This window comes from Pseudomonas shiyinii, from assembly GCF_056725765.1.
This window is the reverse complement of record NZ_CM161522.1, coordinates 3,030,710-3,053,893: the sequence shown is the minus strand read 5'-3', so window position 1 is coordinate 3,053,893 and position 23,184 is coordinate 3,030,710. Positions and strand designations below refer to the sequence as shown.

The window sequence follows — 23,184 nt, the reverse complement described above, 5'->3', positions numbered from 1 at the left end:
GTGTACCCCATGATGAAAGGTGGCATGGCCGGCCTGATGAAGCAGGCCCAGCAAATGCAGGAAAAGATGCAGAAAATGCAGGAAGAGCTGGCCAACGCCGAAGTCACCGGCCAGTCTGGTGGCGGCCTGGTGAGCGTGGTGATGACCGGTCGTCACGACGTCAAGCGCGTCAGCATCGACCAGAGCCTGATGTCGACCGAAGAGGACGACAAGGAAGTACTGGAAGACCTGATCGCGGCGGCGCTGAACGACGCCGTACGCAAGGTCGAGCAGAACAGCCAGGAAAAGATGGGCAGCATGACCGCTGGCATGCAACTGCCGCCTGGCTTCAAGATGCCGTTCTGATGCGTTGCCGGTGTTGACCGGCTGCCTATGAAGTCCGGCGTAATTCTTGTATTGCCGGCGAAATCGCGCGCCGCCCACGCGGCGCATCGCGAGCTGCGCTCGCTCCTACGTTTGTTATGGGCCAGTAACGCCTGTGACGGGCGCGCGCGACCGCTTGGTTCGTACGACACAATCTTGCGTCAGGCGCTAAAGCGTCCGCGCGAAAATCCCACAGGAATACTTCGTCCGAAACAAACGTAGGAGCGAGCGCAGCTCGCGATGCGCCGCGCGGGCGGCGCTCGATCTCCCAGGCGCCACCTCACTACCGCCATACTCGTCCACCACCCGTACAATTCGTACCCGCGTCCATTTGACGTGAATGACCCTGATGGGTATAAACCGCCTCCTATTGATCTGTCAGGCCTTTCCCATGAGCTTCAGCCCCCTGATCCGCCAACTGATCGACGCCCTGCGCACCTTGCCCGGCGTCGGCCAGAAAACCGCCCAGCGCATGGCCCTGCAGCTGCTGGAGCGCGACCGCAGCGGCGGTCTGCGCCTGGCACAGGCCCTGAGCCAGGCCATGGAAGGCGTTGGCCACTGCCGCCAATGCCGCACCCTGACCGAGCAGGAGTTGTGCCCCCAGTGCGCCGATACTCGTCGCGACGACACCCAGCTGTGTGTGGTCGAAGGCCCGATGGACGTGTATGCGGTGGAGCAGACCGGGTACCGCGGTCGCTATTTCGTACTCAAGGGGCACCTGTCACCCCTGGATGGCCTGGGCCCAGAGGCCATTGGCATTCCGCAGCTGATGGCACGGATCGAAGAGCAGGGTACTTTCAGTGAGGTGATCCTGGCCACCAACCCCACCGTTGAAGGGGAGGCGACCGCCCACTACATCGCTCAACTGCTGGCCGAGAAAGGCCTGACCGCCTCGCGGATCGCCCACGGCGTGCCGCTGGGAGGGGAGCTGGAGATGGTGGATGGCGGGACCCTGGCTCATGCATTTGCAGGGCGAAAAGCCATTTCGTTGTAAGCCGATACGCCCCTCCCTGTAGGAGCGGGCTTGCCCCGCGATCGGGCCGCAAAGCGGCCCCGCAGGCATCAATATTCGCTGAGCGAAAACTCGGTCAGGCAGAAGGTCGGCACCCCGGCCGCCTGCAGGCGACGTGAACCTTCCAGTTCCGGCAGGTCGATGATCGCCGCTGCCTCGAACACTTCGGCGCCGGTACGCCGCACCAGGTTGGCAGCCGCCAGCAGGGTACCGCCGGTGGCGATCAGGTCATCGAAGATCAACACCGAATCGCCCTCGCACAGGCTGTCGGCATGCACTTCCAGGAAGGCTTCGCCGTATTCGGTCTGGTAGGCCTCCGACAGCACGTCTGCCGGTAGCTTGCCTTGTTTGCGGAACAGAATCAGTGGCTTGTTCAACTGGTGGGCAATGATCGAGCCGATCAGGAAGCCCCGGGCATCCATGGCACCAATGTGGCTGAACTCGGCCTCGACGTAGCGCTCGATGAACTGGTCGGCGACGTAGCGCAGCCCACGGGGCGACTGGAACAGCGGGGTGATGTCGCGGAAGATCACGCCCGGCTTGGGGAAGTCCGGGACCGGGCGGATCAGGGCTTTGAGGTCGAAGGTATCGCAGTGCATGTGGCTTTCCTGGAAAACGGATGCGCCAGTATACCTTGCCGGGGAGGCTTGTTCAGGCTTCCATCGCACCGCCCGCCAGCGCGCACAGCTGGATCGGGTCGAGGATGTGCACTTCCTTGCCTTCGGCCTTGATCAGGCCATTTTGCTGGAAGCGGGTGAAGACTCGCGACACGGTTTCCACCGCCAGGCCCAGGTAGTTGCCGATCTCGTTGCGCGACATGCTCAGGCGGAACTGGTTGGCCGAGTAGCCGCGGGCGCGGAAGCGCGCGGAGAGGTTGACCAGGAAGGTGGCGATGCGCTCATCGGCAGTCTTTTTCGACAGCAGCAGCATCATCTGCTGGTCATCGCGGATTTCGCGGCTCATCACACGCATCAACTGGCGACGCAGTTGCGGCAGTTGTACCGACAACTCGTCCAGGCGCTCGAACGGGATCTCGCAGACCGAAGTGGTCTCTTGTGCCTGGGCCGATACCGGGTATGCCTCGGTGTCCATGCCGGACAGGCCGACCAGTTCGCTGGGCAGGTGGAAGCCGGTGATCTGCTCTTCGCCGCTGTCGCTCAGGCTGAAGGTTTTCAGGGCGCCGGAGCGCACCGCATACACCGAGCCGAAATTGTCGCCCTGGCGGAACAGGAATTCCCCTTTCTTCAGCGGGCGACCGCGCTTGACGATCTCATCCAGTGCGTCCATGTCCTCCAGATTGAGGGACAGGGGCAGACACAGGGGCGCCAGGCTGCAATCCTTGCAGTGGGCCTGGTTGTGAGGGCGCAGTTTGACTGGCTCGGACATTTCAATCGATCCTTGTGGGAAAGCACACATAAGCTGTAAGGGTAACTCACAGCATGGGGTGTAGGCCAGCATGCGCTATTTTGGTGCGCGCTGACCAGGCCGTGGCGTATGGCTACCCAGGCCTGTCAATTGCCCATAGTGTCCCTGGCAAGGAGGTCTGTCCATGCGGTCGATCGACTCGTATCAGATCACCCGTGAAAAACGCTGGCGGTTGTGCATGGCCAGGTAGGCATCGAACACCATGCATACCGAACGTACCAGCAGGCGCCCGGCAGGGAGTACGCGGATGCCTCGGGTGTCCAGGCTGATCAGGCCGTCTCGCTGCATGGCTTGAAGCTCTGGCCACTGCTCGTTGAAGTAGCCGCGGAAATCGATGGTGAAGGCCTGTTCGATGGTCTCGAAATCCAACTCGAAGTGGCAGATCAACTGCTGGATCACGGCGCGCCGCACGCGGTCGTCCGGGGTGCATAGCAGGCCGCGCTGGGTCGCCAGCTGGGCGGTGGAGAGGGTTTCCTGGTACCTGGCCAGGTCATTGCTGTTCTGGCAGTAGAGGTCGCCGATCTGACTGATGGCCGATACGCCCAGGCCGATCAGGTCGCAATGGCCGTGGGTGGTGTAGCCCTGGAAGTTGCGTTGCAAGGTGCCTTCCTCCTGGGCGATGGCCAGCTCGTCATCGGGCAGGGCGAAGTGGTCCATGCCGATATAGCGGTAGCCGGCGGCCGTCAGCTGCTCGATGGTGCGGTGTAGCATCTCCAGCTTGGCACCAGGCGCCGGCAGCTCATTGCTGTCGATGCGCCGCTGGGGCATGAAGCGCTCGGGCAGGTGGGCGTAGTTGAACACCGAGAGACGGTCCGGTTGCAGACGGATCACTTCCTCGACGGTACGGGCGAAGCCGTCCGGCGTCTGCCGGGGCAGGCCGTAGATCAGGTCGAGGTTGACCGAACGAAACTGCAGGGTGCGTGCAGCCTCCACCAGCGTGCGGGTCTGCTCCAGGCTTTGCAGGCGGTTGATCGCCCGCTGAACGGCCGGGTCCAGGTCCTGCACGCCCAGGCTGACGCGGTTGAAGCCCAGTTCGCGCAGCAGGCCCATGGTCGACCAGTCGGCCTCGCGTGGGTCGATCTCGATGCCGTAGTCGCCGGAGTCGTCGTCCAGCAGGTGGAAATGCTGGCGCAGGGTCGCCATCAGGTGGCGCAACTCCACATGGCTGAGGAAGGTGGGGGTGCCGCCGCCGAAATGCAGTTGCTCGACGCGCTGGTTGGGGGCCAGGTGGCAGGCGACGAGCTGGATTTCCTGCTCGAGGCGTTGCAGGTAGGGCTGGGCGCGGGCGCGGTCCTTGGTGATGACCTTGTTACAGGCGCAGTAGTAGCAGATGTTGGCGCAGAACGGCACATGCACGTACAGCGACAATGGGCGAACTGCACGGCGGCTCTCGCGCAGGGCGTGGAGCAGGTCGAACGAGCCCACTTCGCCATGCAGTTGCACGGCGGTCGGGTATGAGGTGTAGCGTGGCCCGGCCAGATCGTAGCGGCGGATCAGGTCGGAGTCCCAGCGTAGGTCGTCGAGCATGGTGGTCCCCGGATAGAGCAGCAGAGTCCGGAGTCTAGGGGGCCGGTGAAAACGCCGTCTTGATTTGCATCAACGGGCTTCGGATGACGCACCCGGGCCGCAGCGCGGCCCGATCGCCGGCAAGCCGGCTCCCACAATTACGGCGGTGTCCTTGAAAACAGGGCAGGGCAGGTGGGAGCCGGCTTGCCGGCGATTGGGTTGCGTAGCGACCCCGATCAATGCCCCATCAACCAATGCTGATGCGGCCCTGGCAGCGTCCACAGGCCGAACAGGATCACCAGCAACCCGCCCGCCATGCGCACGCCACGCTTGCGCAGCACAGCGCCGACACGCTCGGCGGCAAGGCCTGTGGCTACCAGCACAGGCCAGGTCCCAAGCCCGAACGCCAGCATCAGCACGGCACTGTGGGCCGCATTGCCCTGGCTGGCCGCCCACAGCAGCGTGCTGTAGACCAGGCCGCACGGCAGCCAGCCCCACAGGGCACCAAGCAACAGGGCACGGGGCAGGCTCGATACCGGCAGCAAGCGCGTCGCAAGCGGTTGCACATGCCGCCACAGGCCGCGGCCAAGCGCTTCGATACGCGTCAGGCCGCTCCACCAGCCGGCCAGGTACAGCCCCATGGCAATGAGCAACAGCGCGGCTACCACGCGCAGCCCTTGGGCCAATGGGCTGCTGGCCAGCGCCACGCCGGCAAGGCCCAGCACCAGGCCGGCAGTGGCGTAGCTGAGGATGCGCCCCAGGTTGTAGGCCAGCAGCAGGCGCAGGCGTCGGCCGCGTTGCTCGGGCGGGATGGCGAGGGTCAGGGCGCCCATCAGGCCGCCGCACATGCCCAGGCAGTGGCCGCCGCCAAGCAGGCCCAGGACCAGCGCCGAGCCGAGGAGCGGGAGCAGGTCAGGCACGTGGTTTGGAATCCTTGTCTTCTTCGGCGGGGGCCTGGTCAGGTTTCACGGCAGCCTGGTGGCGCGGGTCCTGGTCATCGAACAGGATGCTGTGGGCCGGGCTGTCGAGGTCGTCGTACTGGCCACTGTCCACTGCCCAGAAGAAGATGTACACGGCCACGCCTACGATCAGCAGGGCCGCTGGGATCATGACGTAGAGGGCGGGCATAGCGGTTTCCTTCCGGGTGTCGAGGGCTCGTGTGCGGCCAGGCCCGCTGCGCTGGGCAGGCGGGTCAGGCGCAGGGCGTTGAGGACCACGATCAGCGAGCTGACCGACATGCCGATGGCCGCCCAGACCGGCGTGATCCAGCCCAGGGCGGCGAACGGCAACATGAGGCCATTATACAGGGTCGCCCAGAGCAGGTTCTCGAGGATGTTGCGGCGGGTACGACGGGCCAGCTCGAAGGCCTGCACCAGCGCTTCGAGGCGGTTTGACAACAGCACCGCGTCGGCGCAGGTCTTGGCCAGGTCCGTGGCCGATCCCATGGCGATGCTGATGTCGGCGGCGGCCAGCACTGGCACGTCGTTGACACCATCACCCAGCATCAGCACCTTGTGGCCTTCGGCCTGCAAGGCCTTGAGGCGGTCCAGCTTGTCGTCCGGGCGTAGGCCGCCGATAGCCTGCTCGATGCCCAGTTGCGTCGCCACTTCGGCAACCATCGGCGAACTGTCGCCGGACAGCAGCAGCGTCTTCCACCCTCGCGCTTTGCAGGCAGCCAGCAGGGCAGGGGCATCCTCGCGCAGGCGGTCATCGAGGCCGAACCAGGCCAGGGGGCCCTGGCTATCGCCCAGCAACAGCCATTGGCCACGCGGTTGCGGCACGCTCGGCACGGGCGCGCCGCTCAAGGCGCAGACGAATGTGGCCTGGCCGATGCGCAGGCGCTCGCCTTCGAACTGCCCCTCAAGGCCCAGCCCAGGCACCGTCTGGACATCTTCGGCGGCCGTGGCGGCACGACCGAAGGCACGTGCGATCGGGTGTTCCGAGCGGTTTTCGAGCGCGGCGGCCAGGGCCAGGCAACGATCGGCGGGCAAGGCGCCCAGCGGGTGGATGCTGCGCAGGGCCAGGCGGCCTTCGGTCAGTGTGCCGGTCTTGTCGAAGATCACCGTGTCGATCTGGTTCAGGCCCTCGAGTACATGACCGCGTGTTACCAGCAAGCCTAGCCGGTGCAGGGTGCCGGTGGCTGCGGTGAGGGCGGTGGGCGTGGCCAGGGACAGCGCACATGGGCAGGTTGCCACCAGCATGGCCAGGACGATCCAGAACGCTCGGGGCGCGTCGACCTGCCACCACAGCAAGCCAATGGCGACACTGGCCACCAGCGTGAACAGCAGGAACCACTGGGAGGCTCGGTCGGCGATCTCGGCCAGCCGGGGTTTTTCCGACTGGGCCCGTTCGAGCAGGCGGACGATGGCCGAGAGGCGCGAGTCCTGGCCCAGCGCCTCGACTTCCACGGTCAGGGTGCTTTCGACGTTCAGCGTGCCGCCGGTGACGCGGTCGCCGGCCTGGCGCGCCAAGGGCAGATATTCGCCGGTCAGCAGCGACTCGTCGATGCTGGAGCGGCCGTCGACGATGCGGCCATCGGCCGGGATCACCGCGCCGGGCAGCACCTGCACCCGATCACCTTGGCGCAAGTCCGCCAGCAGGATGCGCTCGCTGTGCCCGGCGGCATCCAGGCGCAGGCACGAGGCCGGTAGCAGGTTGACCAGCTGGGCAGTGGCGGCGGCGGTGCGCTCCCGGGCACGGCGTTCCAGGTAGCGGCCGGTGAGCAGGAACAGGGCGAACATGCCGACCGTGTCGAAATACAGCTCGCCGCTGCCGGTCATGGCTGTCCAGATTCCGGCGCCGTAGGCCAGGCCGATGGCCAGCGATACCGAGACGTCCATGGTCAGGTGGCGGGTGCGCAGGTCGCGGGCGGCGCCCTTGAAGAACGGTGCGCAACTGTAGAAAACGATGGGGGTGGTCAGGAACAGCGCGACCCAGCGCAGGATGGTATGCAGCTCGGGGCTCAGGTCGATGTTGAATTCGGGCCAGGTGGCCATGGTCGCCATCATCGCCTGGAACCACAGCAGGCCCGCCACGCCCAGGCGACGCAGGGCGCTGCGGTTCTCCCGGGCCAGTTGCTCGGCGGCCTGGTCGGGCTGGTAGGGGTGAGCGGCGTAGCCGATCTGGCGCAGCTCGGCCAGCAGGTGCGAGAGCGGTACCCGGCGATCGTCCCAGGCCACCAGCAGGCGATGATTGGACAGGTTCAGGCGCGCCTCGGCCACGCCCGGCAGGTTGCGCAAGTGTTTCTCGATCAGCCAGCCACAGGCGGCGCAGCTGATGCCTTCGATCATCAGCGTGGTTTCGCGAAGCTCGCCCTGCTGGCGGACGAAGCCCTGCTGCACATCGGCGCGGTCGTAGAGCGCCAGCTCGTCCTGCAACTGGCGTGGCAGGGCTTCTGGGTTGGCGCTGGTGTCGCTGCGGTGCTGGTAGTAGCTCTCCAGGCCACCGGCCACGATCGACTCGGCCACGGCCTGGCAGCCTGGGCAGCAGAACGACCGCGGTTCACCGAGGACCACGGCGGTGAAGCGGCTGCCGGCGGGGACGGGCAGGGCGCAGTGGTAGCAGGGGGTAGGGGAGGTCATTGTGATGATGTCTTATGCCATTGGATTGCTGGGGCGGCTATGCCGCCCATCGCGGGCAAGCCCGCTCCTACAGGAGCACACGGCCTTGTGCCGCGAAAGGGGCGCAACGCGCCCAGGTCATTCCTGGTGCTCGGCACCTTGCAGGGCTTCATCGCCCAGTTCCAGGTTCACCCCATGGGCGACCTTCTCCTCCTCGAACAGCCGCCACACGCGGCCGTCCTGGCTGCCCAGCAGTTCCACGAAGCGTCGGCCTTCTACCTTGTCTTCCAGCTGGCCGACATAACGGCCAGGTTCGGTACGGGTCAGTTGTACCTTGCGGTCGCGTTCCGGCTGGGTCGGCGAGATCAGGTTCAGTTCCAGCGCTTGTGGGTCGCTGTCGCCGCTCAGGCGTACCTGGACTTCGCCGGTCAGCTCGTCCAGGTGCACGCTCGCCTTGAGGTTGAGGGTCTGGGCCAGCAACTCGCGGTCCAGAGAGCGGTTGATGCCCTTGCCAGCCTCGTAGTAGTTGTCGTTCACCAGGTTGTCGGGGTTGCGTACGGCAATGCTGACCATGGCCAGGCTCAGGCACACCGAAGTGGTCAGGATGCCGATGATGATCCAGGGCCAGAGATGCTTGTACCAGGGGCTGGCGGCGGTTGCGGCAGGCATGTCGTTCTCTCTCAGCGGATTTGCGGGCCGATGAAGCGGCTCTTGGCTTCAACCTGGGTGGCGCTGTCGTCGGCGTCCCTGAGGATGAAGGTGATTTCGTTGGTGGTCGAAGGCAATTGCTCGGGCGCGACCGACAATTGCACCGGCAGGCTGACGATATCGCCGGCGGCGACACGCACCTCGCGGTGTCCTTCGAGCTGCAGGCCGGGCAGGCCGGCGGCGTCGAGCACGTATACGTGGTCGCGCTGGTCCTTGTTCATGACCTTGAGGCTGTACACGTTCTCGATCCGCCCCTGGGCGTTCTCGCGATATAGCACGCGGTCCTTGCTGACATCGAAGCCCACCAGCGAGCGGGTGGCGAATGCGGTGACCAGCAGGCCGATCATCACCAGCAGCACCAGGGCATAGCCGATCAGGCGCGGGCGCAACATGTGGGTCTTCTGCCCGGACAGGTTGTGTTCGGTGGTATAGCTGATCAGGCCCTTGGGGTAGTTCATCTTCTCCATGATGTTGTCGCAGGCGTCGATGCACGCCGCGCAGCCGATGCATTCGATCTGCAGGCCGTCGCGGATATCGATGCCGGTCGGGCAGACCTGCACGCACATGGTGCAGTCGATGCAGTCGCCCAGGCCCTTGGCCTTGTAGTCCATGTCCTTCTTGCGTGGCCCGCGGGTTTCGCCGCGGCGCGGGTCGTAGGAAACGATCAGGGTGTCCTTGTCGAACATCACGCTCTGGAAGCGCGCGTAGGGGCACATATGCACGCACACCTGTTCACGCAACCAGCCAGCATTGCCATAGGTGGCGAGGGTGAAGAAACCGACCCAGAAATAGGCCCAGCCATCGGCCTGGCCGGTGAAGAATTCGCCGACCAGTTCGCGGATCGGCGAGAAATAGCCGACGAAGGTCATACCGGTGACGAAGCCGATCAGCAGCCACAGGCTGTGCTTGGCGGTCTTGCGCAACAGCTTGTTGCCGCTCATCGGCGCCTTGTCCAGCTTCATGCGTTGGTTGCGGTCGCCCTCGGTGACTTTCTCGCACCACATGAAGATCCAGGTCCAGACGCTTTGCGGGCAGGTATAGCCGCACCACACGCGCCCGGCGAACACGGTGATGAAGAACAGGCCGAAGGCGGCGACGATCAACAGGCCCGAGAGCAGGATGAAGTCCTGGGGCCAGATGGTAGCGCCGAAGATGTAGAACTTGCGCTCGGGCAGGTTCCACCACACGGCCTGGTGGTCGCCCCAGTTCAGCCACACGGTGCCGAAGTAGAGCAGGAACAGGATGGCTCCGCCGACCATCCGCAGCCTGCGGAACACGCCGGTGAAGGCACGGGTGTAGATCTTTTCCCGGGAGGCATAGAGGTCGAGGGATTCCTGGCCTTTCTTGGCGGGCGGGGTGACATCATGTACCGGAATTTGCTTGCTCATCATCGTGTCCCACGGCAGTGGAGAAATGCCGCGGCCAGTACCTGCCGGCCGCAGTCCTACGCATTCTGCTAGCGCTCTGCGGCCCATGATACGCCTGTGCTGGCAGGCAGGGAGCGCGCCGCGACCTTTAGTCGCATTGGGTTTATGGATTGGATCGTGTAGTGGCAGCTGTCAATTGATCCAGGTCATCAAGGGTTGAATTGTCTGGCTTCATCGCCGGCATGCCGGCTCCCACAGGTTATGGCGGTGTCTCTGAAAACAGCGTGGGGCAGGTGAGGCTTGCCGGCGATAGCGCCGGAACCCCTGCTCAAGAAAAAGGCCCCGGCAGGGTCACTGGCGGGGCCTGGGTCACACACTCACTCGGCCTTGGCCGTTTCCTGTTCCTGGTGCGAAAGGCTGTAGACATAGGCCGCCAGCAGGTGGACCTTGTCGTTGCCCTGCATCTGCGCCTGGGCCGGCATCTGGCCCTGGCGACCGTAGCGGATGGTCTGTTGCAGTTGGGCGAAGCTCGAGCCGTAGATGAACGCCTGTGGGTGGGTCAGGTTCGGCGCGCCCATGGCCGGGGTGCCTTTGCCTTCAGGCCCGTGGCAGGCCACGCAGTTGGCGGCGAAGAGCTTCTGGCCATTGGTCGGGTCGGCCTTGGCGCCTTCCGGCAGGCTGCGCCCGTCCAGGTTGGTCAGCACGAAGGCGGCCACGTCGGCCACGCCCTGCTCGCCGAGCACTTCGGCCCAGGCTGGCATCACGCCATGGCGACCATTCATGATGGTGGTCTTGATGGTCTCCGGCTCGCCGCCCCAGCGCCAATCGTTGTCGGTCAGGTTGGGGAAGCCGTAGGCACCCTTGGCGTCAGAACCGTGGCACACCGAGCAGTTGGAGGCGAACAGGCGGCCGCCCATCTTCAGTGCTTGCGGGTCCTTGGCCACTTCCTCGATGGGCATGGCGGCGAACTTGGCGAAGATCGGCCCGAAGCGGGCGTCGGCCTTGGCCATTTCCTTTTCCCACTCGTGCACGCCGGTCCAGCCCGGCTGGCCGTTGCTGAACTCGGTCTTCTTCTCGTTATCCAGGTACTGGTAGCCGGGCAGGATGCCTTTCCAGTTACCCAGGCCCGGGTACAGCACCAGGTAGCCCAGGGCGAACACGATGGTGCCGACGAACAGCCAGAACCACCACTTGGGCAGCGGGTTGTCGTATTCCTCGATACCGTCGAAGGCATGGCCGACGGTCTCGTCGGTCGCTTCCTCGCGCTGGCCCTTGCGGGTGGAAAGCAACAGCCAGGTCAGAGAGAAGATGGTGCCCAGGGTCAGGACGGTGACGTACAGACTCCAGAAGGTTGTCATTGTTCGTTGCTCCTAGAAGCTTTCGCTTGCGCTTGCTCGACGTGCTGGCTGGCCTCGGGGTCATCGGCGAACGGCAACCGGGTCGCCTCGTCGAACTCCTTCTTGCGCCGTGGGTTGAACACCCACAGCGCCAGGCCAACGAAGGCCACCATCACCACGACGGTGCCCAGGCCGCGAATCATCCCGATATCCATCAGTGTCACCGCTTGCTCTTGATGATGGTGCCAAGGCCTTGCAGGTACGCCACGATGGCGTCCATCTCGGTCTTGCCCTTGACCGCGTCGCGGGCGCCGGCGATGTCCTCGTCGGTGTAGGGCACGCCCAGGGTGCGCAGGACTTCCATCTTCTTCGGCGTATCCTTGCCGTCGAGCTTGTTCTCTACCAGCCAGGGGTAGGACGGCATCTTCGACTCGGGCACGACGTTGCGCGGGTTGTACAGGTGTGCGCGGTGCCAGTCGTCGGAGTAGCGGCCACCGACGCGAGCCAGGTCAGGCCCGGTACGCTTGGAGCCCCACAGGAACGGGTGGTCCCAGACGCTCTCGCCAGCGACCGAGTAATGGCCGTAACGCTCGGTCTCGGCGCGGAACGGGCGGATCATCTGCGAGTGGCAGCCCACGCAACCTTCGCGGATGTAGATGTCGCGGCCTTCGAGCTCCAGCGCGGTTCGGGGCTTCATGCCTTCGACCGGCTTGTTGGTCACGTCCTGGAAGAACAGCGGGACGATCTGGGTCAGGCCGCCGATGCTGACGGCGATGACCATGAAGAAGGCCAGCAGGCCGATATTCTTCTCGACTGCTTCGTGTTTCATCAGTGAGCTCCCACGACGACGATCTTGGCGGCTTCCTCAGCTTCGGCCGGCTTCGAGGCGCGGACGGTGCGGTAGACGTTGTAGGCCATCAGCAGCATGCCGGAGGCGAAGAACGCACCGCCCAGGGCGCGGACGATGTAACCCGGGTGGCTGGCCTGGAGGGCTTCGACGAAGGAATAGGTGAGGGTGCCGTCGTCGTTGATGGCGCGCCACATCAGGCCCTGGGTGATGCCGTTGACCCACATCGAGGCGATGTACAGCACGGTGCCGATGGTCGCCAGCCAGAAGTGCGCGTTGATCAGGCCGACGCTGTGCATCTGCTGGCGGCCGTAGAGCTTGGGAATCATGTGGTAGACCGAGCCGATGGAAATCATCGCCACCCAGCCGAGGGCGCCGGCGTGGACGTGGCCGATGGTCCAGTCGGTGTAGTGCGACAGCGAGTTGACCGTCTTGATGGCCATCATCGGGCCTTCGAAGGTGGACATGCCGTAGAAGGCCAGCGACACCACCAAGAAACGCAGGATCGGGTCGGTGCGCAGTTTGTGCCAGGCGCCAGAGAGGGTCATCATGCCGTTGATCATGCCGCCCCAGCTCGGGGCCAGCAGGATGATCGACATCACCATGCCCAGCGACTGCGCCCAGTCAGGCAGCGCGGTGTAGTGCAAATGGTGCGGGCCGGCCCAGATGTACAGGGTGATCAGCGCCCAGAAGTGCACGATCGACAGGCGATAGGAGTAGATCGGGCGTTCGGCCTGCTTGGGCACGAAGTAGTACATCATCCCCAGGAAGCCGGTGGTCAGGAAGAAGCCCACGGCGTTGTGCCCGTACCACCATTGGATCATTGCGTCGGTGGCGCCGGAGTAGGCCGAGTACGACTTGAACCAGCTGACCGGCAGGGACATGTGGTTGACGATGTGCAGCATCGCCGTGACCACGATGAAGCCACCGTAGAACCAGTTGCCGACGTAGATGTGCTTGGTCTTGCGCTTGACGATGGTGCCGAAGAACACCAGGCCGTAGGTGACCCAGACGATGGCCAGGAGAATCGCCAGCGGCCATTCGAGCTCGGCGTATTCCTTGGTGGTGGTGTAGCCCATCGGCAGGGTGATCAGGGCGCCGACGATCACCGCCTGCCAACCCCAGAAGGTGAAGGCGGCCATGCTGTCGGAGATCAGCCGGGTCTGGCAGGTGCGCTGCACGACGTAGTAGGAGGTGGCGAACAGTGCGCAACCCCCGAAGGCGAAGATCACCAGGTTGGTGTGCAGCGGGCGAAGGCGGCCGAAGCTCGTCCATGGCAGGTCCAGGTTCAGCTGGGGCCATACCAGTTGCGAGGCGATGAAGACGCCGAGCCCCATGCCAAGGATCCCCCAGACCACCGTCATGATGGCGAACTGGCGGACGACCTTATAGTTATAAGCAGTCGGACTGATTACAGTGCTCATTCTAAGGTTCCACGGTTTAGGGTGTTCTTGTTGGTCGAAAATCGGCGCCAGTATCGATAACCACCAGGGTTATGGCAACGCAAGGATACCTGCGCCGACCCGTGTCCAGGCCCTTTCCACCACCGTCCCGCGGTTTAGGGGCTGGATGATTGTACACAAATAAATGTTTGTAATGTGTACCGTTTTTCGCCTTTTTCTGATCGATCGGTCAAGCTTTTTCTGTGCAGGCCTTGGAGTGCGGAACGGGCTTCCAGGGCCGCGGGTGATCGAGGTCGAAGACGTTGCACGGCGTCAGGCCCCACGCCGTGCCAGAGCGTCTCGCGATAAGCGAGGCTGCTGTGGCAACAAGCTTAGTTCCGTTCAGAGGGGGTGCAAGGAGGGATGAGGCGGGGAGGGCAGTGCTGAGGCCATTGACGGATGCGGTTCGTCCTGGCACTTCGGCGGGATTTTCGCGGGTAAACCCGCTCCCACTGGGACAGCGGTGATCCTTGTGGGGGCGGGTTTACCCGTGAAGGGTGTTACTTGGCGGACACGGTTTCGGACCCGACATCCTGCGACAGGCTATACACATAGGCGGCGAGCAAGTGGACCTTGTCGTTACCCTGGATCTCGCGCTGGGCCGGCATCTGGCCCTGGCGACCGTAGCGGATGGTCTGCTGCAGCTGGGCGAAGCTCGAACCGTAGATGAAGGCCTGCGGGTGGGTCAGGTCCGGTGCGCCCATGGCTGGGGTGCCTTTGCCCTCAGGGCCATGGCAGGCCACGCAGTTGGCGGCGAAGATCTCCTGGCCCTTGGCCGGGTCGGCCTTGGCGCCTTCCGGCAGGCTGCGCCCGTCCAGGTTGGTCAGCACGAAAGCAGCCACGTCGGCTACGCCCTGCTCGCCGATCACCTCGGCCCAGCCCGGCATCACGCCGTGACGCCCATCCATGATCGAGGCCTTGATGGTCTCCGGCTCGCCACCCCAACGCCAGTCCTTGTCGGTCAGGTTGGGGAAGCCATAGGCGCCCTTGGCGTCGGAGCCATGGCACACCGAGCAGTTCGAGGCGAACAGGCGGCTGCCCATCTTCAGGGCTTGCGGGTCCTTGGCCACTTCCTCCACGGGCATGGCGGCATACTTGGCGAAAATTGGCCCGAACTTGGCATCGGCCTTGTCCATCTCCTTCTGCCATTCGTTGACCTGGGTCCAGCCATTCTCGTAGCCCGGCAGAACGCCTTTCCAGTTGCCAAGGCCTGGGTAGAGGATCAAGTAGCCGACCGCGAACACCAGGGTGCCGACGAACAGCCAGAACCACCACTTGGGCAGTGGGTTGTCGTATTCCTCGATGCCATCGAAGCTGTGGCCCATGGTCTGGTCGGTGGTGTTCCTGCTCTGGCCCTTGCGGGTGCCGAGCAGCAGCCAGGTCAGGCCGATGAGGCTGCCGAGGGTCAGTACGCTGATGTACGTACTCCAGAAGGTGGTCATTACCGGTTACTCCTTGTGGCAGGTTCCTGCCCGGCCGGGGGCAGGCGGTCATCGACGAAGGGCAGCAGGCGCGCTTCGGCGAAGTCGCGGTCGCGGCGACGGTTGAATACCCACAGGCTCAGGCCGATGAAGGCGATCATCACCATCAGGGTGCCCAGGCCGCGGATCATGCCGATATCCAATGACAGTTCCATCACTTACCTCTTGTTCTTGATCGAGGTGCCCAGCACCTGCAGGTAGGCCACCAGGGCGTCCATCTCGGTCTTGCCCTTGACCGCGTCGCGGGCGCCGGCGATGTCCTCGTCGGTGTAGGGCACGCCTAGCGTGCGCAGGGTGCGCATCTTGGTGTCGGTATGGCTGTTGTCGACCTTCTGCGCCACCAGCCACGGGTAGGACGGCATCTTCGACTCGGGCACGACGTTGCGCGGGTTGTACAGGTGCGCACGGTGCCAGTCGTCGGAGTAGCGGCCACCGACGCGGGCCAGGTCAGGCCCGGTGCGCTTGGAACCCCACAGGAACGGGTGGTCCCAGACGCTTTCGCCGGCGACCGAGTAATGGCCGTAGCGCTCGGTCTCGGCGCGGAACGGGCGGATCATCTGCGAGTGGCAGCCCACGCAGCCTTCGCGGATGTAGATGTCGCGGCCTTCGAGCTGCAGGGCGGTATAGGGCTTCATGCCTTCGACCGGCTTGTTGGTCACGTCCTGGAAGAACAGCGGGACGATCTGGGTCAGGCCGCCGATGCTGACGGCAAATACCATCAACAATGCCAGCAGGCCTACGTTTTTCTCGATGACTTCGTGTTTCATCAGGCTTCTCTCCTCAGGCCAGCTGGGCGTTCGCAGGGGCGGCGGCGGTGGCTGGTGCGCGCACGGTGCGCCAGGTGTTCCAGGCCATCAGCAGCATGCCGGTGAGGAAGATCGCGCCGCCGACGAAGCGGACGATGAAGCCTGGGTGGCTGGCCACCAGGGTCTCGACGAAGGAATAGGTGAGCGTGCCGTCGGCGTTGACCGCGCGCCACATCAGGCCCTGGGCGATGCCGTTGACCCACATCGAGGCGATGTACAGCACGGTGCCGATGGTGGCCAGCCAGAAATGCGCGTTGATCAGGCCGATGCTGTACATGCGCTCCTTGCCGAACACTTTCGGGATGGTGTGGTACAGCGCGCCGATGGAGATCATCGCCACCCAGCCGAGTGCGCCGGCATGGACGTGGCCGATGGTCCAGTCGGTGTAGTGGGAGAGGGCGTTGACGGTCTTGATGGCCATCATCGGGCCTTCGAAGGTGGACATGCCGTAGAAGGCCAGCGACACCACCAGGAAACGCAGGATCGGGTCGCTGCGCAGTTTGTGCCAGGCCCCGGAGAGGGTCATCATGCCGTTGATCATGCCGCCCCAGCTCGGGGCCAGCAGGATCAGCGACATGATCATGCCCAGCGATTGCGCCCAGTCAGGCAGCGCGGTGTAGTGCAAATGGTGCGGGCCGGCCCAGATGTACAGGGTGATCAGCGCCCAGAAGTGCACGATCGACAGGCGATAGGAATACACCGGGCGCTCGGCCTGCTTGGGCACGTAGTAATACATCATGCCCAGGAAGCCTGCGGTCAGGAAGAAGCCCACGGCGTTGTGGCCGTACCACCATTGCACCATCGCGTCGGTGGCGCCGGCGTACAGCGAGTAGGACTTGGTCAGGCTGACCGGCATCTCCAGGTTGTTGACGATGTGCAACATCGCCACGGTGAGGATGAAGCCACCGTAGAACCAGTTGCCGACGTAGATGTGCTTGGTGTTGCGCTTGATCAGCGTGCCGAAGAACACCACGGCGTAGGCGACCCAGACGATGGTGATCAGAATGTCGATCGGCCATTCCAGTTCGGCGTACTCCTTGGAGCTGGTGTAGCCCAGTGGCAGGGTAATGGCTGCCAGCAGGATCACCAGTTGCCAGCCCCAGAACGTGAACGCCGCCAGGCGCGGCGCGAACAGGGTGGTCTGGCAGGTGCGTTGCACCGAATAATAGGAGGTGGCGAACAAGGCGCAGCCGCCGAAGGCGAAGATCACCGCATTGGTGTGCAGTGGTCGCAGGCGGCCGAAGCTGGTCCACGGGAGGTCGAGGTTCAGGGCGGGCCAGACGAGCTGTGCGGCGATGAATACGCCGAGCCCCATCCCGACGATTCCCCACACCACCGTCATGATGGCGAATTGGCGGACCACCTTGTAGTTGTAGGCGGTACTGCTGGTTGTGTTCATGTATGGGTTCCCATCCACGGTTATAGGCAGGCTAGATAGCGAGGCGAAGCATGAGTAATGGGCACATTGCCGGTATTGACGGGGATCAATGGGCGCAGGTGGGAAATGTCTCAGGCTTGCGCTGCGATCCACCTCGGGTGGGGGGCAGGGAGGGTTACAAAGGCTGCCTGATCCTGGCCCACGGCGCAGGCGCGCCGATGGACAGCGGTTTCATGGAGGACATGGCGCAAAGCCTCGCGGAGCAAGGGGTAGGGGTTGTGCGCTTCGAATTTCCCTACATGGCGCAGCGTCGCGTTGGGGGTGGCAAGCGACCGCCCAATCCGCAGCCGGTGCTGCTCGATTGCTGGCGCCAGGTGTATGCCCAGGTGCGGCCATTGGTCACGGGGCCGCTGGCGATCGGCGGCAAGTCCATGGGCGGGCGGATGGCGAGCCTTCTGGCCGATGAGCTGGGCGCTGACGCCCTGGTATGCCTGGGGTACCCGTTCTATGCGGTGGGCAAGCCTGACAAGCCTCGGGTCGAGCATCTGGCGGGGCTGCGTACGCGTACCTTGATCGTCCAGGGGGAGCGTGATGCCTTGGGTAACCGGGAGGCGGTGGAGGGTTATGTGCTTTCGCCTTCGATCCAGATCTGCTGGCTGACGGCCGGGGATCACGACCTCAAGCCGTTGAAGGCGTCGGGGTTCACCCACGAGCAGCATCTGCAGGCGGCGGCGCAGCGGGTGGCGGCGTTTCTGCAGATGTAGGTGCGTTGCGGCCTATCGCCGGCAAGCCGGCTCCCACCTGTCCTGCGCTGTTTCAAGGATACCGCCATACCGGGGGAACTGGCTTGCCAGCGATAGCCGGACAAGCAACTCAAGACAGTTGTTTCCACCTGTCCTGCGCTGTTTCAAGGACATCGCCGTACCTGTGGGAGCCGGCTTGCCGGCGATGAAAAAGGCCACCGCAAGGGTGGCCTTCTTGGAAGATGCGTTCAGTGTTGCCGGGCAACGCTTACTTGCGGTCCTTCAGGTCAACGATGTCACGCTGCTCGTGGCCGGTGTACAGCTGGCGCGGACGGCCGATCTTGTACGGGCTGGAGAGCATTTCCTTCCAGTGCGAGATCCAGCCCACGGTACGTGCCAGGGCGAAGATCACGGTGAACATGCTGGTCGGAATGCCGATCGCCTTGAGAATGATGCCCGAGTAGAAGTCGACGTTCGGGTACAGCGAGCGCTCGATGAAGTATGGATCGGTCAGGGCGATCTCTTCCAGGCGCATGGCCAGTTCCAGCTGCGGGTCGTTCTTGATGCCCAGTTCGCTCAGGACTTCGTCGCAGGTCTGCTTCATCACGGTGGCGCGCGGGTCGCGGTTCTTGTACACGCGGTGACCGAAGCCCATGAGCTTGAACGGATCGTTCTTGTCCTTGGCCTTGGCGATGTACTTGTCGATGTTCGAGACATCGCCAATTTCATCGAGCATGGTCAGCACGGCTTCGTTGGCGCCACCGTGGGCAGGGCCCCACAGCGCGGCGATGCCGGCAGCGATACAGGCGAACGGGTTGGCACCCGAGGAGCCCGCCAAGCGCACGGTGGAGGTGGAGGCGTTCTGCTCGTGGTCGGCATGGAGGATGAAGATCCGGTCCATCGCCTTGGCCAGTACCGGGCTGATCGGTTTGATCTCGCACGGGGTGTTGAACATCATGTGCAGGAAGTTCTCCGCGTACGACAGGTCGTTACGCGGGTACATCATCGGCTGGCCCATGGAGTACTTGTAGACCATCGCGGCCAGGGTCGGCATCTTGGCGACCAGGCGCACCGCGGAGATTTCGCGGTGCTGCGGGTTGTTGATGTCCAGGGAGTCGTGATAGAACGCCGAAAGGGCGCCGACCACGCCGCACATCACCGCCATCGGGTGGGCGTCGCGGCGGAAGCCGTTGAAGAAGGATTTCAGCTGCTCGTGAACCATGGTGTGGTTCTTCACGGTGCTGACGAACTGGGCCTTCTGCTCGGCATTGGGCAATTCGCCGTTGAGCAGCAGGTAGCAGGTTTCCAGGTAGTCCGATTTTTCGGCGAGCTGTTCGATGGGGTAGCCGCGGTGCAGCAGGACACCCTTGTCGCCGTCAATATAGGTAATCTTCGATTCGCACGAGGCGGTCGCCATGAAACCGGGGTCGAAGGTGAAGTGACCAGTAGCCCCCAACCCGCGGACGTCGATAACATCGGGACCAACGGTGCCGGTTAAAATGGGCAGCTCGACGGGGGCTGCGCCCTCGATGACCAACTGCGCTTTTTTGTCAGCCATGTGGCCTCCTATTAATGCTTGAAATCATCAGACAGACCCCCCACGCAGGGCCCGCACCACTATAGAGGGATAAATTCGAATGTCAATTTGCCTAAAGGCTGGTTGAAACGCCCTCTGAGCCCTGGTTTTTCGCGAAATTGTCGCCCATTTACGCCTTTTATCCATTAAAGGCAATGCGCTATTTGGGCGAGCCCCTCACGTTGTCATAAGCAGCCTAACTGTCTATACTCCGCAACCGACCGCCAGGGGCTTGCAAGCCCGTTCCGCTGGGGGTCGTCGCTCCCTGGGTGGTGGGTACCTGACCAGTACACTTACCAACAACTTTGCCCTGTTAGCTAGGGGCTCTTCAGTGTGAAAAAAGCCGTGAAAAGCCAACGACCTGTAAACCTAGACCTAAGGACCATCAAACTCCCGATCACCGCATACACGTCCATTCTTCACCGTATCTCCGGCGTCATCCTGTTCCTCGGCCTTGCCATCATGCTGTATGCACTGGGCAAGTCGCTGGGTTCCGAGGAAGGCTTTGCCGAGGTGAAGGCGTGTCTGACCAGCCCGCTGGCCAAGCTGGTGACCTGGGGCCTGCTGTCCGGCCTGCTGTATCACCTGGTGGCCGGCATTCGTCACCTGATCATGGACATGGGCGTCGGTGAGACGCTGGAAGGCGGCAAGCTGGGCTCGAAAATCGTGATCGTCATCTCCGTGGTGCTGATCGTTCTGGCGGGAGTTTGGGTATGGTAACTAATGTCACGAACCTGTCGCGTTCGGGCCTCTATGACTGGATGGCGCAGCGCGTATCTGCGGTCGTTCTCGCGGCTTACTTCATCTTCCTGATCGGCTACATCGCCGTTCACCCGGGTCTCGACTATGCCCAGTGGCACGGTCTGTTCTCCAACAACGCGATGCGAATCTTCAGTCTGCTGGCACTCGTTGCCCTGGGCGCCCACGCCTGGGTCGGCATGTGGACCATTGCCACCGACTACCTGACGCCGATGTCGTTCGGCAAGTCGGCGACTGCGATTCGTTTCCTGTTCCAGGCTGTATGCGGCGTTGCGATGTTCGCCTACTTCGTCTGGGGTGTGCAGATTCTCTGGGGTATCTGATCCATGGCTAAAATTCCAACGATTTCCTTCGACGCCATCATCATCGGTGGTGGCGGTGCCGGCATGCGCGCTGCGCTGCAGCTGGCCCAGGGCGGTCACAAGACTGCCGTGGTCACCAAGGTGTTCCCGACCCGTTCGCACACCGTTTCCGCCCAGGGCGGCATCACCTGCGCCATCGCTTCGGCCGACCCGAACGACGACTGGCGCTGGCACATGTACGATACCGTCAAGGGCTCCGACTACATCGGTGACCAGGACGCGATCGAATACATGTGTCAGGAAGGCCCGGCCGCGGTCTTCGAGCTGGACCACATGGGCCTGCCGTTCTCCCGTACCGAAACCGGCCGTATCTACCAGCGTCCGTTCGGTGGCCAGTCCAAGGACTTCGGCAAGGGTGGCCAGGCCGCCCGTACCTGCGCAGCCTCCGACCGTACCGGTCACGCGCTGCTGCACACCCTCTATCAGGGCAACCTGAAGGCGGGCACCACCTTCCTCAACGAGTACTACGCCGTTGACCTGGTGAAGAACCAGGACGGCGCCTTCGTCGGTGTGATCGCGATCTGCATCGAAACCGGCGAGACCATGTACATCAAGTCCAAGGCTACCGTTCTGGCTACCGGCGGTGCGGGCCGTATCTACGCCTCCACCACCAACGCCCTGATCAACACCGGCGACGGTGTCGGCATGGCCCTGCGCGCCGGCGTGCCGGTGCAGGACATCGAGATGTGGCAGTTCCACCCGACCGGCATCGCCGGCGCCGGTGTACTGGTCACCGAAGGTTGCCGCGGTGAGGGTGGCTACCTGATCAACGCCCACGGCGAGCGCTTCATGGAGCGTTACGCGCCGAACGCGAAGGACCTGGCTGGCCGCGACGTGGTCGCCCGTTCCATGGTCAAGGAAATCATCGCCGGCAACGGCGTGGGCCCGAACAAGGACCACGTACTGCTGAAGCTGGACCACCTGGGCGAGGAAGTGCTGCACAGCCGCCTGCCAGGTATCTGTGAACTGTCCAAGACCTTCGCCCACGTCGACCCTGTGGTCGCCCCGGTTCCGGTCATCCCGACCTGTCACTACATGATGGGCGGCGTTGCCACCAACATTCATGGCCAGGCCATCACCATGGACGCCCAAGGCAACGACCAGATCATTCCTGGCCTGTTCGCCGTAGGTGAAGTGGCGTGCGTATCGGTCCACGGTGCCAACCGCCTGGGCGGCAACTCGCTGCTCGACCTGGTCGTGTTCGGCCGTGCTGCCGGCCTGCACCTGGAAAAGGCGCTGACCGAAGGCGTCGAGTACCGCGATGCCAGCGACACCGACGTCGATGTTGCCCTGAACCGCCTGAGCAAGCTCAACGAGCGCACCACCGGCGAAGACGTTGCCAGCCTCAAGCGCGAGCTGCAGAGCTGCATGCAGAACTACTTCGGTGTATTCCGTACCGGCGAATACATGCAGAAGGGTATCGAGCAGCTGGCTGGCCTGCGCGACCGTATCGCCAACGTCAAGATCAACGACAAGTCCCAGGCCTTCAACACCGCGCGTATCGAAGCGCTGGAGCTGCAGAACCTGCTGGAAGTCGCTGAAGCGACCGCCATCGCGGCCGAAGCCCGCAAAGAGTCCCGCGGCGCTCACGCCCGTGAAGACTACGAAGACCGTGACGACGAGAACTGGCTGTGCCACACCCTGTACTACCCGGGTGAGAAGCGCGTCGCCAAGCGTGGCGTCAACTTTGCGCCGAAGACAGTTCCTGCCTTCGAACCAAAAGTCCGGACTTACTAAGGGTGGCCGCTATGTTGCAAGTCGAAGTTTATCGTTACAACCCGGACACCGATTCGGCACCGAAGATGCAGACCTTCCAGGTCGACACCGGTGGCAAGGATCTGATGGTCCTGGACGTGCTGGCATTGATCAAGGAGCAGGACGAGGGCTTCTCCTACCGTCGCTCCTGCCGTGAAGGCGTTTGCGGCTCCGATGGCATGAACATCAACGGCAAGAACGGCCTGGCCTGCATCACCCCGCTGTCGGCGGCGGTCAAGGGCAACAAGCTGGTCCTGCGCCCTCTGCCGGGCCTGCCGGTCATTCGTGACCTGGTCGTCGACATGAGCATCTTCTACAAGCAGTACGAGAAGGTGAAGCCGTTCCTGCAGAACGACACCCCGGCCCCAGCCATCGAGCGTCTGCAGTCGCCGGAAGACCGCGACAAGCTGGACGGTCTGTACGAGTGCATCCTGTGCGCCTGCTGCTCGACCTCCTGCCCGTCGTTCTGGTGGAACCCGGACAAGTTCCTGGGCCCCGCCGCTCTGCTGCAGGCCTATCGCTTCCTGGCCGACAGCCGTGACACCAAGACCCAGGAGCGCCTGGCGTCCCTGGATGACCCGTTCAGCGTATTCCGCTGCCGCGGGATCATGAACTGCGTAAACGTTTGCCCGAAAGGTCTGAACCCGACCAAGGCAATCGGTCACGTACGTAACATGCTGCTGCAAAGCGGCACCTGATCCAAAAATGTTGCACCAGCAGTAAGCCGAGGTGCGGGCGTTGAGCCCGCACCGAGGTA

Annotated in this window: 24 protein-coding genes; 7 read left to right on the top strand and 17 right to left on the bottom strand. The window is 63.6% G+C overall.

Annotated elements, in window-relative coordinates; genetic code table 11:
- The first annotated feature begins 9 nt into the window (after positions 1 to 9).
- The gene (locus ACXHGZ_RS13730; RefSeq protein ID WP_084854642.1) at positions 10 to 345 is read left to right on the top strand and encodes a YbaB/EbfC family nucleoid-associated protein; all 336 of its coding nucleotides are present in this window, start codon (positions 10 to 12) and stop codon (positions 343 to 345) included.
- A gap of 409 nt (positions 346 to 754) precedes the next feature.
- Complete coding sequence (gene recR, locus ACXHGZ_RS13725) at positions 755 to 1,357, top strand: recombination mediator RecR (protein ID WP_224456340.1); 603 nt, start codon at positions 755 to 757, stop codon at positions 1,355 to 1,357.
- A gap of 68 nt (positions 1,358 to 1,425) precedes the next feature.
- Here the strand turns inward: recR and ACXHGZ_RS13720 are convergent, their stop codons facing one another.
- From ACXHGZ_RS13720 to ccoN (ACXHGZ_RS13645), 16 genes are all read right to left on the bottom strand, one after another.
- A complete protein-coding gene (locus ACXHGZ_RS13720) occupies positions 1,426 to 1,974 on the bottom strand; it encodes an adenine phosphoribosyltransferase (protein ID WP_084854644.1) in 549 nt (182 codons plus the stop codon).
- Between the two features lie 52 nt (positions 1,975 to 2,026).
- Positions 2,027 to 2,761 carry a Crp/Fnr family transcriptional regulator FnrA gene (gene fnrA / locus ACXHGZ_RS13715; protein ID WP_480460277.1) on the bottom strand — a complete coding sequence of 245 codons (735 nt, stop codon included), beginning with the start codon at positions 2,759 to 2,761 and terminating at the stop codon, positions 2,027 to 2,029.
- Between the two features lie 183 nt (positions 2,762 to 2,944).
- Positions 2,945 to 4,327, bottom strand: a complete 1,383-nt coding sequence (gene hemN / locus ACXHGZ_RS13710) for an oxygen-independent coproporphyrinogen III oxidase (RefSeq protein WP_084854646.1) — start codon at positions 4,325 to 4,327, stop codon at positions 2,945 to 2,947.
- A gap of 215 nt (positions 4,328 to 4,542) precedes the next feature.
- Positions 4,543 to 5,226: a sulfite exporter TauE/SafE family protein gene (locus ACXHGZ_RS13705; RefSeq protein ID WP_480460276.1), complete on the bottom strand. Its 684-nt coding sequence runs from the start codon at positions 5,224 to 5,226 to the stop codon at positions 4,543 to 4,545.
- A complete protein-coding gene (ccoS, locus tag ACXHGZ_RS13700) occupies positions 5,219 to 5,434 on the bottom strand; it encodes a cbb3-type cytochrome oxidase assembly protein CcoS (protein WP_084854648.1) in 216 nt (71 codons plus the stop codon). The genes ACXHGZ_RS13705 and ccoS overlap by 8 nt, the downstream gene beginning before the upstream one ends.
- A complete protein-coding gene (locus ACXHGZ_RS13695) occupies positions 5,413 to 7,887 on the bottom strand; it encodes a heavy metal translocating P-type ATPase (RefSeq protein WP_480460275.1) in 2,475 nt (824 codons plus the stop codon). The genes ccoS and ACXHGZ_RS13695 overlap by 22 nt, the downstream gene beginning before the upstream one ends.
- Before the next feature lie 117 nt (positions 7,888 to 8,004).
- Positions 8,005 to 8,535: a FixH family protein gene (locus ACXHGZ_RS13690; RefSeq protein ID WP_480460274.1), complete on the bottom strand. Its 531-nt coding sequence runs from the start codon at positions 8,533 to 8,535 to the stop codon at positions 8,005 to 8,007.
- Between the two features lie 11 nt (positions 8,536 to 8,546).
- Positions 8,547 to 9,962, bottom strand: a complete 1,416-nt coding sequence (gene ccoG, locus ACXHGZ_RS13685; protein ID WP_324812204.1) for a cytochrome c oxidase accessory protein CcoG — start codon at positions 9,960 to 9,962, stop codon at positions 8,547 to 8,549.
- Positions 9,963 to 10,318: 356 nt separating this feature from the next.
- Positions 10,319 to 11,299, bottom strand: coding sequence for a cytochrome-c oxidase, cbb3-type subunit III (ccoP, locus tag ACXHGZ_RS13680; RefSeq protein ID WP_480460273.1), 981 nt, complete (start codon positions 11,297 to 11,299; stop codon positions 10,319 to 10,321).
- Positions 11,296 to 11,493, bottom strand: coding sequence for a cbb3-type cytochrome oxidase subunit 3 (locus ACXHGZ_RS13675; RefSeq protein WP_084854741.1), 198 nt, complete (start codon positions 11,491 to 11,493; stop codon positions 11,296 to 11,298). The genes ccoP (ACXHGZ_RS13680) and ACXHGZ_RS13675 overlap by 4 nt, the downstream gene beginning before the upstream one ends.
- Positions 11,494 to 11,498: 5 nt before the next feature.
- Positions 11,499 to 12,107, bottom strand: a complete 609-nt coding sequence (ccoO, locus tag ACXHGZ_RS13670; RefSeq protein WP_084854653.1) for a cytochrome-c oxidase, cbb3-type subunit II — start codon at positions 12,105 to 12,107, stop codon at positions 11,499 to 11,501.
- On the bottom strand, positions 12,107 to 13,549 hold the full coding sequence (ccoN, locus tag ACXHGZ_RS13665; protein ID WP_224456332.1) for a cytochrome-c oxidase, cbb3-type subunit I: 1,443 nt from the start codon (positions 13,547 to 13,549) through the stop codon (positions 12,107 to 12,109). The genes ccoO (ACXHGZ_RS13670) and ccoN (ACXHGZ_RS13665) overlap by 1 nt, the downstream gene beginning before the upstream one ends.
- A gap of 518 nt (positions 13,550 to 14,067) precedes the next feature.
- Positions 14,068 to 15,009, bottom strand: coding sequence for a cytochrome-c oxidase, cbb3-type subunit III (gene ccoP, locus ACXHGZ_RS13660; RefSeq protein ID WP_480460272.1), 942 nt, complete (start codon positions 15,007 to 15,009; stop codon positions 14,068 to 14,070).
- On the bottom strand, positions 15,009 to 15,197 hold the full coding sequence (locus ACXHGZ_RS13655; RefSeq protein ID WP_084854742.1) for a cbb3-type cytochrome oxidase subunit 3: 189 nt from the start codon (positions 15,195 to 15,197) through the stop codon (positions 15,009 to 15,011). The genes ccoP (ACXHGZ_RS13660) and ACXHGZ_RS13655 overlap by 1 nt, the downstream gene beginning before the upstream one ends.
- Positions 15,198 to 15,206: 9 nt before the next feature.
- Complete coding sequence (ccoO, locus tag ACXHGZ_RS13650; protein WP_084854656.1) at positions 15,207 to 15,815, bottom strand: cytochrome-c oxidase, cbb3-type subunit II; 609 nt, start codon at positions 15,813 to 15,815, stop codon at positions 15,207 to 15,209.
- 13 nt (positions 15,816 to 15,828) lie between these two features.
- Positions 15,829 to 17,253 carry a cytochrome-c oxidase, cbb3-type subunit I gene (gene ccoN / locus ACXHGZ_RS13645; protein WP_084854657.1) on the bottom strand — a complete coding sequence of 475 codons (1,425 nt, stop codon included), beginning with the start codon at positions 17,251 to 17,253 and terminating at the stop codon, positions 15,829 to 15,831.
- 50 nt (positions 17,254 to 17,303) lie between these two features.
- Here ccoN (ACXHGZ_RS13645) and ACXHGZ_RS13640 point away from each other — a divergent pair, with 50 nt between their 5' ends.
- Complete coding sequence (locus ACXHGZ_RS13640; RefSeq protein ID WP_480460271.1) at positions 17,304 to 17,996, top strand: alpha/beta family hydrolase; 693 nt, start codon at positions 17,304 to 17,306, stop codon at positions 17,994 to 17,996.
- Between the two features lie 247 nt (positions 17,997 to 18,243).
- On the opposite strand, the gene gltA is transcribed toward ACXHGZ_RS13640, so the two are convergent.
- Positions 18,244 to 19,533, bottom strand: a complete 1,290-nt coding sequence (gene gltA, locus ACXHGZ_RS13635) for a citrate synthase (RefSeq protein ID WP_084854659.1) — start codon at positions 19,531 to 19,533, stop codon at positions 18,244 to 18,246.
- 351 nt (positions 19,534 to 19,884) lie between these two features.
- Between gltA and sdhC the strand changes: the two genes are divergently transcribed.
- From sdhC to ACXHGZ_RS13615, 4 genes are read left to right on the top strand one after another with little or no spacing between them, the layout of a single operon-like run.
- The gene (gene sdhC, locus ACXHGZ_RS13630; RefSeq protein ID WP_172402947.1) at positions 19,885 to 20,271 is read left to right on the top strand and encodes a succinate dehydrogenase, cytochrome b556 subunit; all 387 of its coding nucleotides are present in this window, start codon (positions 19,885 to 19,887) and stop codon (positions 20,269 to 20,271) included.
- Positions 20,265 to 20,633, top strand: coding sequence for a succinate dehydrogenase, hydrophobic membrane anchor protein (gene sdhD / locus ACXHGZ_RS13625; protein ID WP_224456327.1), 369 nt, complete (start codon positions 20,265 to 20,267; stop codon positions 20,631 to 20,633). The genes sdhC and sdhD overlap by 7 nt, the downstream gene beginning before the upstream one ends.
- Positions 20,634 to 20,636: 3 nt before the next feature.
- On the top strand, positions 20,637 to 22,409 hold the full coding sequence (sdhA, locus tag ACXHGZ_RS13620; protein WP_084854661.1) for a succinate dehydrogenase flavoprotein subunit: 1,773 nt from the start codon (positions 20,637 to 20,639) through the stop codon (positions 22,407 to 22,409).
- 11 nt (positions 22,410 to 22,420) lie between these two features.
- Complete coding sequence (locus tag ACXHGZ_RS13615; protein ID WP_196144745.1) at positions 22,421 to 23,125, top strand: succinate dehydrogenase iron-sulfur subunit; 705 nt, start codon at positions 22,421 to 22,423, stop codon at positions 23,123 to 23,125.
- Positions 23,126 to 23,184: the final 59 nt, after the last annotated feature.